The 11,869-nt window shown below is 42.3% G+C and carries 10 protein-coding genes; 1 reads left to right on the top strand and 9 read right to left on the bottom strand.

Features of this window, described 5'->3' with window-relative positions; all coding sequences use genetic code 11:
- Nucleotides 1–122: 122 nt before the first annotated feature.
- The 9 genes from U0035_RS04685 to dxs all read right to left on the bottom strand — a co-directional run bounded on the left by U0035_RS04685 (nt 123) and on the right by dxs (nt 10,555).
- Nucleotides 123–1,958 (bottom strand): M1 family metallopeptidase, encoded by a 1,836-nt coding sequence (locus U0035_RS04685; protein ID WP_114788886.1) that lies wholly within the window; start codon nt 1,956–1,958, stop codon nt 123–125.
- 359 nt (nt 1,959–2,317) lie between these two features.
- Complete coding sequence (rsmI, locus tag U0035_RS04690) at nt 2,318–3,022, bottom strand: 16S rRNA (cytidine(1402)-2'-O)-methyltransferase (protein ID WP_114788887.1); 705 nt, start codon at nt 3,020–3,022, stop codon at nt 2,318–2,320.
- 2 nt (nt 3,023–3,024) lie between these two features.
- Nucleotides 3,025–3,771 carry a CDP-alcohol phosphatidyltransferase family protein gene (locus tag U0035_RS04695; protein WP_114788888.1) on the bottom strand — a complete coding sequence of 249 codons (747 nt, stop codon included), beginning with the start codon at nt 3,769–3,771 and terminating at the stop codon, nt 3,025–3,027.
- A gap of 73 nt (nt 3,772–3,844) precedes the next feature.
- On the bottom strand, nt 3,845–5,137 hold the full coding sequence (locus tag U0035_RS04700; RefSeq protein WP_114788889.1) for an aminopeptidase P family protein: 1,293 nt from the start codon (nt 5,135–5,137) through the stop codon (nt 3,845–3,847).
- 193 nt (nt 5,138–5,330) lie between these two features.
- Nucleotides 5,331–5,969: a deoxynucleoside kinase gene (locus tag U0035_RS04705; protein WP_114788890.1), complete on the bottom strand. Its 639-nt coding sequence runs from the start codon at nt 5,967–5,969 to the stop codon at nt 5,331–5,333.
- Between the two features lie 84 nt (nt 5,970–6,053).
- Nucleotides 6,054–7,079, bottom strand: a complete 1,026-nt coding sequence (gene trpS / locus U0035_RS04710; RefSeq protein ID WP_114789671.1) for a tryptophan--tRNA ligase — start codon at nt 7,077–7,079, stop codon at nt 6,054–6,056.
- Nucleotides 7,080–7,175: 96 nt separating this feature from the next.
- Nucleotides 7,176–7,811 carry a murein L,D-transpeptidase catalytic domain-containing protein gene (locus U0035_RS04715; protein WP_114788891.1) on the bottom strand — a complete coding sequence of 212 codons (636 nt, stop codon included), beginning with the start codon at nt 7,809–7,811 and terminating at the stop codon, nt 7,176–7,178.
- A gap of 95 nt (nt 7,812–7,906) precedes the next feature.
- Complete coding sequence (locus tag U0035_RS04720) at nt 7,907–8,563, bottom strand: DUF6089 family protein (protein WP_114788892.1); 657 nt, start codon at nt 8,561–8,563, stop codon at nt 7,907–7,909.
- A 69-nt stretch (nt 8,564–8,632) separates the two neighbouring features.
- Entirely contained in the window at nt 8,633–10,555 is a 1,923-nt protein-coding gene (dxs, locus tag U0035_RS04725; protein WP_114788893.1) for a 1-deoxy-D-xylulose-5-phosphate synthase, read from the bottom strand.
- 238 nt (nt 10,556–10,793) lie between these two features.
- On the opposite strand from dxs, the gene U0035_RS04730 reads away from it, so the two are divergent.
- Nucleotides 10,794–11,861 (top strand): sensor histidine kinase, encoded by a 1,068-nt coding sequence (locus tag U0035_RS04730; protein ID WP_114788894.1) that lies wholly within the window; start codon nt 10,794–10,796, stop codon nt 11,859–11,861.
- The last annotated feature ends 8 nt before the right edge of the window (nt 11,862–11,869 follow it).

Genomic DNA, 11,869 nt, shown 5'->3' on the forward strand with positions numbered 1-11,869 from the left:
CCGGATGCAGCGCTACTAAAGCCTTTTGTATGACTATAAAAGTAATTACATCGCAAGTTTGACGAGATGAACAGGCAGCCCGAATGCGGCAGCCTATATCAATTTTATATAAAGAGATATGCTTAAAAATTTTGCTTATTGTTCTGCCGGTTAACATCCGCCATTCTCTGGCTTGGGTCAATCTCAATTGTTGCGATTTCCTCTTTTTTTAAGTCGGTAGTAATAACATAGGTTTCACTAGTCCAACGCCATACCGGATAGGTTTTTCTGGGCGTCGCATTTTCTTCCGGCTTCGCACCATACATCAGATCCATTGGGATATAATACAACTCCTGCTTACCATCTTCCCTGGTAACCACCAAATCAACAGGCATGGGTATCAGCCCTTTATTACGCAGCCGAATATTTATTTTCCCGTTTTCCTCCCTAACATTATCAATTGCATAGTCGATAGTTTTGATACTGTTAACCCAGAACTCTTTGTACCAGTCCAGCTTCATATCGCTTACTTTTTCTGCAATTCGAATAAAGTCATCGACAGTCGGATGTTTAAACTTCCAGGTATTGTAATAATCCAGCAAGATTTTATCACGCGGTGTGGCCCCAACTATATAACCCAGTTGCTCCAGGAAAACCGCTCCCTTGGAATAGCTGGCGATACTATATCCGGCATTGGTATTGAAGTGATCAGCATGCGTGGCTAATGGTTCCTCAAAATTGCTACGCGCCAGTTTGTAATAGCTATTATAGTCGCCCAGGTTGGCCGTATCCCTGTTACCATTCTTTAACCAAACGCTCACAATGTTCTCACCATAGGAAGTAAATCCTTCATCCATCCAGGGATACAGACTTTCGTTGGTAGCCAATACGCCCTGGTACCAGCTGTGAAACCATTCGTGCAGCCAGGCGCCCGGACTGGCCAGTAACGTAGCCATAGGATACTCCATACCGCCATCACCGCCCGTAATAAAAGAATACTGCTTGTAAGGGTAAGCGCCAAACTGCTTCTCCATGAAAGGATATGCTTTTTCTGCCTGCGTTAGAATTTGCTCCCAATCTTCTGTTTTTTTACCAGCTGTTTTATATAACAGATGAAGGGTAATACCGTCTTTAATTTGCCTGGTTTTATGGATAAAATCAGGGTCCGCCGCCCACATAAAATCGTGCACATTAGAAGCAGTAAACTTCCAGGTAAGTTTATCAGTGGCAGGTATCACAGGTGTAACACCAGGGGACTCATAACCAAAACCAATTTGATTGGCGTTTTTTAAATAGCCCGTACCACCCAATATATAATTTCTGTCAATACAGATATTTACTTCAAATTCACCAAAAGGACCATAAAACTCCCTGCCGACATAAGGAGTAGGATGCCAGCCTGCTTTATCATAAGCGCAAATACGCGGGTACCACTGACTCATGGAATACCGAACTTTTGTAGTTGGATTATCCCTTCCGCTTCTCCTGATCTGCAGCGGTACCTGGGCTTCAAACTCCATATCCAGCACCACTTTCTGTCCTGGCAAAATGGCTTTAGTCAGGGGTACCATTAAAATCGTCTCCAGCTCCTCAAATTTTTGCGGCACGCCATTCATTTTCAAGGACTTTACCCTTTGGTAGCCAATTTCATTGGGTGCCAGGCTATCGATACGCCCTCTTACCCGGGGATCCCAGTCTGGCTTGCCATTGATGCTAATTTCACCCTGACGGCGGCTGCGATTATCCATCATACTTCCCGGCTGAAAAGCATTCCAGTACAAATGATAGAATACCTTTTTTAATGTATCAGGAGAATTATTCCAATATTCGAGCTTCTGCTTACCCGTAAGCTGGTTAGATTGCACATCCATATCAACATCCATCACATACTTTACTTTCTGCTGCCAATATCCCTGTTGAGCAAATGTAATTGTGCCCCAAAAACCGGCTAAAACAACCGTCGCAAGTTTTCTGATCATAATCGTTATCCTTAAGTACGAAAATCGCAAATATAAAATATATGTTAAGGGATTCCTAACCGTTTAAATAATAAAGCACCAGGATGCAGAGGATTGAACAACGAGTATTTTTTCAATTCCTGCTCGCCACGCCCTGCTAGCTTTTTATTTCACGCCCGCCTGAATGAATTCTTTCGGGCAGGCAGAGCGCACAAAAAAAACGGAGGCAAAAAGCAAACTGAATGTCGAATGTTTCGCCTGCTTACTACTCCCTACTAGCTTTTATTTCACACCCGCCCGAATAAAGTTCTCTAGGGCAGGCAGAGCGCACATAGATGCAGAGACATGAATAAGCTGTATTTTGATACCTTCCCTACTTACTACTGGCCATCCCCTACTTGCTTATGTTCTATTCGCTTCCCGCTAAAACCTTCCACCACCAGTACAATTTCTCCTTTCACCGTTTTCTGCGAAAAGTATCCGGCTACTTCCAGCAAGGTTCCCCGTTTATTTTCTTCGAACATCTTTGTCAACTCCCGGCTTACGCTGCATTGTCTGTCAGCACCAAAATAATCAGCCAGGTCATTGAGCGTTTTTACCAGCCGCATGGGCGATTCATAAAATATCATAGTACGCTCTTCCGTTTTTAATTTCTCCAGCAGGGTATGCCGCCCTTTTTTTAAAGGAAGGAAACCTTCGAAACAGAAACTATTGGTGGGTAATCCGCTATTAACCAACGCCGGCACAAATGCAGTAGCGCCCGGCAGGCTTTGCACTTCGATGCCATGCTGCACACAGGCCCTCACCAGCAAAAAAGCGGGATCGGAAATGCCCGGCGTACCGGCATCCGTTACCAAAGCCATTTTTTTACCAGCCGATAATTGCTGCACCAGGTGCTCCACAATCTTATGCTCGTTATGCTGATGGTAAGGGGTAAGCGGTTTGGATACCTGGTAATGATTTAACAGGTGTGAGGTAGTGCGGGTGTCCTCCGCAAGTATCACGTCTACCTCCTTAAGCACTTCCAGCGCCCTGAAGGTTATATCTTTTAAATTACCGATAGGTGTAGGGACAAGATATAACATTGCTAAGCTTTATTAGGTCTGAAAATTAAAGACAACAATACGTAAGCTATAAATATAACCGGTACTGCCAGCCATTTTAAAAAGATAATGGCCAGTATAGCAATCGATAATAAAATAAATTTATCGGTATTGCTTTTTACACTAAAATTTTTGAATTTGAGACTTATCAATGGAATATTAGATACCATTAAAAACGACACCATCCCTATAATTGCGTATAAAATATACGGATTAGAAAGCCATGCTTCTGCCTGGCTATTGGTGGTATTAACAATAAACGGCAGGGATGCAATCGTTAAGCCTGCCGCCGGCGTGGGAACTCCTTTAAAGTAATATGTTTGTTCTTTATCAAGATTGAACTTGGCCAACCGCCATACCGCACAGCAAGGAATTAATAATGCCGGTAACAGGTACCAGATATTGTCTGCAGGCCAGGCTGCCTTCGTTAAAGCCAATTGCAATAACCGGTACATGACCATACCAGGTGCTACGCCAAAGGTCACGGCATCGGCTAAAGAATCCAGTTGTGCTCCCATATCGGAAGTTGCCTTAAATAACCTTGCAACAAAACCATCCAGGAAATCGACCACCGCTGCCAGAAAGATATACACCCCGGCTACTATCAATCCCATTGAAAATGCACCTGGTTCATTAGTAAGCATCAATCCATCATGTTTGAAAATGTAGATGATGGCAATACAGCCAAATACCAGGTTAAGTAATGTAAATAAATTGGGGATCTGTTTCATACGAGTTCATGGTTCATAGCTGATCATTCATAGTTTGTATTCAACCATGAACGATCAACCATTAGCTATTAACCTACTTCTTCATCAATCTTTCAATGTCATCTGCTTCAATCGGGATATTCTTCATTAAATCGATATTGCCGTTTTTAGTAAGCCAGAAGTTATTTTCAATACGAATACCCATTTGTTCTTCTTCGATATAAATGCCGGGTTCGATGGTAAATACCATTCCCGCTTTGATAGGCTGAAAAAAATTGGGACCCAGATCATGTACATCAATACCCAGGTGATGCGAGATGCCATGATAAGTATACTTGCGGTATGCCCTGTTTTGCGGGTCTTCATTCTTTACATCTGCTTTAGTCAGTAAGCCCAGCTTCAGGTACTGCTTGGTAAATTCATTGCCCGCTTTTTCATGATATTCACCAATGGTAATTCCAGGTTTCAATATACCCGCGCAATAACGATGAACCTGTAAGCAGGCATTGTATATTTCTTTCTGGCGTGGTGTAAATTTACCATTAACAGGCACTGTACGGGTTAAATCGGCGTTGTATCCACCATATTCAGCGCCAAAGTCCATCAAAATCAGTTCTCCGTCCCTGCACTGGTTATTATTAAAGATATAATGCAATACACGCGCATTATCGCCGCTCGCAATGATGCTGTTGTATCCTTCCCCGGTAGCACGCTGACTCAGGAAAGAATGAACAATTTCTGCTTCAATTTCATACTCCCAAACACCTGGCTTAATAAACTGTAATAAACGGCGAAATGCATTTTCGGTAATATCAATTGCCTTTTGAATAACGTCTACTTCATATTGGGTTTTTATTGACCGCAATTCATGCATGATGCGTGCCGCACGCAAATAATTGTGCAGCGGGTAACGCTCCTGTATATGCCTGATGTAACGGGTTTGAGCCGTATCGAGCCACGACCCTTTACGATCATGCTCATTAGAATCAAGGTATACGTTTTCTGCAGCGTGCATCCATGCCTGTAATAAAGCGGGTAAAACATCTGCCCATACAATGGTTTTGATACCATTGATAGCTGTAGCCTCCGCTGCTCTCAAACGTTTACCATCCCATTTTTCTTTGAGCTCATTGGGACGAACCAATACCAATACTTCCCTATATTTAGGATCCGGATTATCGGGAAAAAGAATTAACATGGAATCTTCCTGCCTGATACCTGTTAACCAAAAGAGAGAACTATTCGGCTTATACTTATACAAAGCATCTGCATTATGCGGCACTTCTTCGTTTGCAACAAAAATGGCAATAGAATTCTTCTGCATTTTCTTTACAAAACGCTCCCTGTTGTTTATAAACAATTTAGGATTTAATGGTAGGTATTTCATGTATATATTGAAGATTGAAAACTAATATGCTACAAACTTAACATTTGCAACCTGAATAACAGGGCATAAAAATAAACACTTCTGTTAATAAAAAATGTAGGAAGCAAAAGAAGAGGAGTTGCAATGTGATGAAGGGTCCCGGGGCCTGGGATTCCATTACAATACTAAACAGAGGAAAGGACTATGGAGATGCTTAAAATAATCCGTAGAGCGTAGAATCTATTTTAGTGATGATATCACCAAAATGCTCCTCGTTTTCGCCAAATTTGTTCTTATCAACATCAATTACCAGCAATGGTCCTTCTTTGTACGCGGCAATCCATTTATTATAAAATTCGTTCAGTCTTTTCAAGTAGTCTAAACGGATATTTTCTTCATATTCACGCCCTCTTTTCTGTATCTGCCCTACCAGTGTGGGGACGGATGCATTCAGGTAGATCATGAGGTCTGGCGGCTTTACCATTTTCTTTAGCGTCTGGAAAAACTCGAAATAGTTATCGAAGTCTCGTTTGCTCATGAGGCCCATTTCGTGCAGGTTAGGCGCAAAAATATTGGCATCCTCGTAAATGGTACGATCCTGGATAATTGTTTCCGTTCCTTCCTGTATATCCAGTAATTGCTTTAAACGGCCATGTAAGAAGTAAATCTGCAAATTGAAACTCCACCTGGGCATATCCTCGTAAAAATCCATCAGATACGGATTATGATCTACATCTTCAAAATGAGGAATCCATTTATAATGCTTGGCCAGCATTTGTGTTAACGTAGTTTTACCGGCACCAATGTTTCCGGCTATCGCAATATGCTTAGGTTTCGATTTCGACTTGGCCATTTTTGCTGTATAGTGCCTGAAGTCTTAGCCAGGCTCGTTGGTTGAATTTAAAAACTCGGCAATAGTAAGTCTTTTTTCTATGCCCTAAAAATATTTTAGACCAATGGCCTCCCGCACGGCGCTAATTGTCTTATCAGCACTTTCAGCTGCTTTTTGCGCACCCACTTTCAAAATGATATTCAACTCGGCTTCATTAGCACGAATATCCCTAGCCTTCTGCCGGATAGGAGCAATATAGTTGACCATATCTTCAGCCAGTTGCTTTTTCAGATCGCCGTAGCGTATATTGCAATTATCATAGTCTGCCTCAAATTTATCAATGATATCCTGCTGACTTACCAGTTTCATCAGGTTAAAAACATTCTCAATATAATCAGGTTTTAAACTATTAGGCTCTGTCGGTCCCGAATCAGTCTTTGCCTTCATAATCTTTTTACGGATCAGGTCATCATCATCCGAAAGATAAATAGTAGCATATTGATTTTCGCTCTTACTCATTTTACCCGCTCCGTCAAGGCTGGGTACTTTCAGCAGTTGCTCGCCAAAATTAAAAGCCCGGGGTTCCGGAAAAACATCACCGTAACGATGATTAAACCGGTTGGCAAAAGTACGCGTCATTTCCAGGTGTTGCTCCTGGTCCTTACCCACCGGTACCAGCTGAGCACGATGAATCATAATATCAGCGGCCATTAAAACGGGATAAGTTAGTAACCCTGCATTCACATTCTCAGGTTGTAAACGTACTTTGTCTTTAAAGGTGGTCGTTTTTTCCAGCTCACCTTTATAAGCCATCATATTTAGAAAAAGATACAATTCGGTCGTCTGGGGTAAATCACTCTGGCAATATAAAACCACTTTATTCGGATCAAGACCGCAAGCCATATATTCTGAAGCTACGTGCAGCACATTTTCTTTCAGCTCTTTGGTATCCGGATGGGTGGTAAGAGAATGCAGATCAGCGATAAAAAAATAGCAGTCATATTCATTCTGCATCTTCACATAATTACGTAACGCGCCAAAATAGTTTCCGAGGTGTAAATTACCTGTAGGACGAACGCCGCTTACTACTATCTGCCTGCCAGCAGGCAAAATACCGTTATTATTGCTCATAGGGCGCGAAGATAAATATGAAATGAGCATTAAAATACGCTGTCCTTGTTTTTTATTCCTCCTCCGTCCTTATTTCGATGAATGGGCCTTCGTTTGCTATTCGTAAATATAGAGCAGCACTGGCCTGGAGGATTTACCTACAATAGCCTGAAGCTTCCCCAGGAAAGCGGGACTCACCGTTGGGCAACCATTACTTTGGCAAATATCATCTTTTGTTTCCTTGTCGGGAACGCAGGCGTGTGCGTGCATTACAACAAAACGTTCAAAAGCGTTGTTGTTCGTATAATCCAGGCCGTGTAGTTGATAGGCTAATCCAAATTTACCATAGTAAGATTTACCTATCTTATACTTTCCCAAAGAGGTACAACCGCTACCTATGTTATTACTATACTTTCGCCCCTCCAGCCAATATTGATAACAATTGCCATGTGTTACCAGACCTGAATCAACAGCGGCGTCTTTGCTGAGATCATAAATAAAAAATCGTTTAGATCCGGAAGGCAAAGACATGTCGATAAGGAAACAAATCTCGTTATTGTATTTATTAAGGTTTATAAATTTCTTTATGGAAGCCAGGTGTTGAGCTGCTATCACAGGCCCTACAGGTTGGGCGGGCTTCTCTCCCGGCACTATGGAGTTCCTCCTCAATAAACCATTATTATGCTGTTGGGTACTAAATGCAAACACGCTGCAGGCTGCCAGACAGAACGCCAGTAACCATTTGTACTTCATCAATTGCAAATTTTTACTTTGACGCAAAAACTGCAGTTTCCATAATTTTTTATGAAAAGAAAAGTATCAGGACAGGTTTATCCATTGATATTAACTTACCAAAGCCGGTTAAATTTCTGAAGAGAGAATGAAGCGCCCACAGCAACTGAATAGTAGTGGTTGGGATTACTAGCTGTTTTGTCAGGAAAATTATCGAGGTTTTTAACAAAAAACCGGTAAGTCCCTTCAGCAAATATTTTTACTCTATCCGTCATCCGGTACTTAATACCCGCTCCGGCGGGAACCACAAAACCCAATTTTTCAGAAACAGATTTAGGTTCCCCCTGCTGAGGTTGGTAATCAAATAAATAGTAGATGCCCGGGCCACCGTTTATATATGGTGTAACCTTATAGCGGTGCATATTTAATAATTCATACTCTACTTTAGCACTGGCTTCCGCTATGTATCCTCTGAAGCCGCCTTTTAAGGGGTCATTCGATTCCTCTTGTCCATTTATATTATTCGCAGCGGCCTCGCCCATCATCAACTCGCCACGGATGTATAATTTATGAGGAAGAATCAACCGGTGCCCATAGAACACGGATCCGGACATAGATGTATGACTAATATAAGATGCATTTTGGCTGTAAAAACCGGTATACGTAAAAGAGCCAAGGGTCCCTCCCACAAAACTCTTCTGACCGATATACCGCTGGGCCTGAACTCCCTGAAATACAGCAATACCGATCAGCCAACAAAAAAATTTTCTCACTGGTGTCTTTTTTTGGTTTATTCATTGATCGCAGTTAACCACCGGCAACATCAAATTGCAAACCTGTGTTTAAAAAACAGTCACCTTAACGCCAGCCATTTCTCTGACCGCCGTTGCGATGCCTTCTGCATCATAACCGCACTCCCGATACAGCTCTTTAGGACTGCCATGCTCTACTATTCTGTCAGGTATCCCTAAAATTCTGATGTCGTTTTTATAACCATGGTCTGCCATAAATTCCAGTATTGCCGACCCCAAACCGCCAACTACCGTTCCGTCTTCAACTGTTATTATTTTTGGATAGGTAGATAAAGCTTCGTGTAATAAAGCCTCATCCAGTGGTTTTACAAATCTTATATCATAGTGAGCCGGATCGATCCCCTCCTGTTTAACACTGCGAATAGCAGCCGCAGCAAAATTGCCGGGATGCCCAAAGGAAAGGATCGCTATATCCTGTCCGCCCTTTAATTTCCGTCCTTTTCCAATTTCCAATGCCTCCATAGGTGTTTGCCACTCGGCCATCATACCTTCGCCGCGTGGATAACGAATCACAAACGGAAGGTTGGTAGACTCTAATTGTGCTGTATACATCATATTCCGCAGTTCGGCCTCGTTCATAGGCGAGCTGATAATCATATTGGGAATACAGCGAAAATAAGCAATGTCATAGCAACCATGGTGGGTTGGACCATCATCCCCCACCAGCCCTGCGCGATCAAGGCAAAGGACTACCGGTAATTTTTGTATAGCGATATCATGTACTACCTGGTCGTAGGCGCGCTGCATAAAGGTGGAGTAGATATTACAGTACACTCTTAAACCCTGCGTTGCCATGCCAGCGCTCAAAGTTGCAGCGTGTTGCTCACAGATACCTACATCAAAAGCACGATCGGGCATTTCCTCCATCATATATTTTAATGATGATCCCGAAGGCATGGCTGGTGTTACACCGAAGATCTTATCATTCTTCTTAGCCAGCTCTATAATCGTTTTGCCAAACACATCCTGATACTTGGGTGGTTGTGGCGTATCAAATTTCTTTTTATAGATCTCCCCGGTTACCTTGTCGAATAAGCCCGGAGCATGCCACTTGGTCTGATCTTTTTCAGCCAGTGCATATCCTTTTCCTTTGGTGGTAATAATATGCAGCAATTTAGGACCCGGAATATCCTTCAAATCATTTAAAGTATCTACCAGCTTGCTGATATTGTGCCCGTCGATCGGCCCGAAATAACGCAACTTCAGCGCTTCAAACAGATTGGCGCTACTGCTCACCATTCCTTTGATGCCTTCGGTGAGCTTATGAGCCATAGCACGCGTAAAGCGCTTACCTACCGGCAACTTGCCCAATGCATTCCAAACGTCGTCTTTGATCTTATTATAGGTGGGTGATATGGTGATATCGGTAAGATATTCTTTTAATGCCCCTACGTTCGGATCAATACCAATGCCATTATCATTTAAGATGACCAACATATCGGTATTCGCCACCCCCGCGTGGTTCATTGCCTCGAAAGCCATACCGGCTGTCATGGAACCATCCCCGATAACGGCAACCACTTTGCGATCTTTTTCTCCTTTATACTTCGCTGCCATTGCCATACCCAGGGCAGCCGAAATAGAAGTGGACGAATGACCTACACCAAATGTATCATACTCACTTTCTGCCCTCTTGGGAAAACCACTCAAGCCCCCATATTTTCGATTCGTTTCAAAACTGTCCTTTCTTCCCGTAATAATTTTATGACCATAAGCCTGATGCCCTACATCCCAAACCAACTGATCGTAAGGTGTATTATATACATAATGTAAGGCGGCGGTAAGTTCAACCACTCCTAAACTGGCAGCAAAATGCCCTCCATGCACACTTACCACATCTATAATAAATTGCCTTAGCTCTTCACAAAATTCATGTAGCTTTTCCATCGGGATCTTTTTAAGATCCTCCGGATTATTAACAGATTGTAATAACGGACCAGGGGTGATAGTCATTCTGGGGAAAATTATTGCGCAAAAATAGGCATTTTAACACAAGTATTAAAAGAGGAACGGCAAGGATCGCTCTCGCCCTATACCGTTTTACCTATTGATGAGGCTGGTCTTAAATGCAATTATCAGAATGCACCTGCTGATTGAGTTATGAATGATTTGTACTACCGTTTATACAGGTGCCCAACCTTTAGTACTTAAATAGAAAAATAACGATACTTATTTTATTTAGATTTGTTACATGATCATAGGGAAAAAACATTACTGGCTCCTGCAGTTATTCGGATGGGGGTGCTTCTTTTTATGGCACATATTCGGAGCCTGGTCCTTTGACAAAATGAGCGTTCCGGAAGAAAGGCTTTTAACCATTCAGCGGGCCGCGGGATTCAGCATTTTGGGTCTGCTTATGACCCATGGCCTCCGGATCGTATTATTAAAATTGAAAGTATTATCTAAAAAGGCGTCTACCCAGATATGGATATTTCTGGCCCTTACCCTGCTAACCTCGTGCGTAGCAGGTATTGTAGAAATGATTGTTTACAAATCTCTTGGCCTGCTAAGCAAGGGTGAGATTTTGATTACCAATAAGTCACTCATTCTTATATTTTTAAATAATTCACTCGCCTGGTTTTCCTATTTTATTATCTGGAGTGCTGTATACTTTATTTATCATTACGTTAGTGCGGCGCAGCGGGAGCAGATAGACAACCTGAAATTGAAATCGCATATAAAAGAGCTCGAACTCAAAACCATAAAAACGCACATCAACCCGCACTTTATTTTTAACGCATTGAATGGCATACGGGCCATGGTAGATGAAAATCCTCAAAGGGCCCGTACAGCCATCACAGAATTAAGTAATATATTACGCAGTAGCATCAATATCGATAAATCAGAAACGGTTCCACTTACCGAGGAGCTGAATATCATAAAAGATTATCTTGCACTGGAGCAAATGAGATTTGAAGACCGGCTAATTATACAATATGACATTGAGGACAAAACTACCAACCAGCCGGTACCTCCCATGATGTTGCAAATGCTGGTTGAAAACGCCATAAAACATGGCATTAGCCATGAAATTAACGGGGGGTTAGTAAAGCTGAGCGCCTCTGTAGTAGATAATCTACTAGACTTAAGGGTTGAAAATACGGGACAATTAAAAGAACGGCAGGAAGGCGGTGGCTTCGGCATAATGAGCATTCAGGAAAGGCTTAAGCTGATGTACGGGAACAATGCCCTGTTTGAAATCAGGCAATCATCTTCCAATACAGTAACAGCTATTTTAAAGCTTCCGGTTACCTTGTAAAATATACG

The organism is Niabella yanshanensis, assembly GCF_034424215.1.
Taxonomy (GTDB): Bacteria; Bacteroidota; Bacteroidia; order Chitinophagales; family Chitinophagaceae; genus Niabella; species Niabella yanshanensis.

Bases quoted from the DNA above. Each gene is read 5' to 3' on its own strand.
- dxs (WP_114788893.1), bottom strand. From the start codon at position 10,555: ATGACTATCACCCCTGGTCCGTTATTACAATCTGTTAATAATCCGGAG.
- U0035_RS04695 (WP_114788888.1), bottom strand. From the start codon at position 3,771: ATGAAACAGATCCCCAATTTATTTACATTACTTAACCTGGTATTTGGC.
- U0035_RS04685 (WP_114788886.1), bottom strand. From the start codon at position 1,958: ATGATCAGAAAACTTGCGACGGTTGTTTTAGCCGGTTTTTGGGGCACA.
- U0035_RS04730 (WP_114788894.1), top strand. From the start codon at position 10,794: ATGATCATAGGGAAAAAACATTACTGGCTCCTGCAGTTATTCGGATGG.
- U0035_RS04715 (WP_114788891.1), bottom strand. From the start codon at position 7,811: ATGAAGTACAAATGGTTACTGGCGTTCTGTCTGGCAGCCTGCAGCGTG.
- U0035_RS04700 (WP_114788889.1), bottom strand. From the start codon at position 5,137: ATGAAATACCTACCATTAAATCCTAAATTGTTTATAAACAACAGGGAG.
- trpS (WP_114789671.1), bottom strand. From the start codon at position 7,079: ATGAGCAATAATAACGGTATTTTGCCTGCTGGCAGGCAGATAGTAGTA.
- rsmI (WP_114788887.1), bottom strand. From the start codon at position 3,022: ATGTTATATCTTGTCCCTACACCTATCGGTAATTTAAAAGATATAACC.
- U0035_RS04705 (WP_114788890.1), bottom strand. From the start codon at position 5,969: ATGGCCAAGTCGAAATCGAAACCTAAGCATATTGCGATAGCCGGAAAC.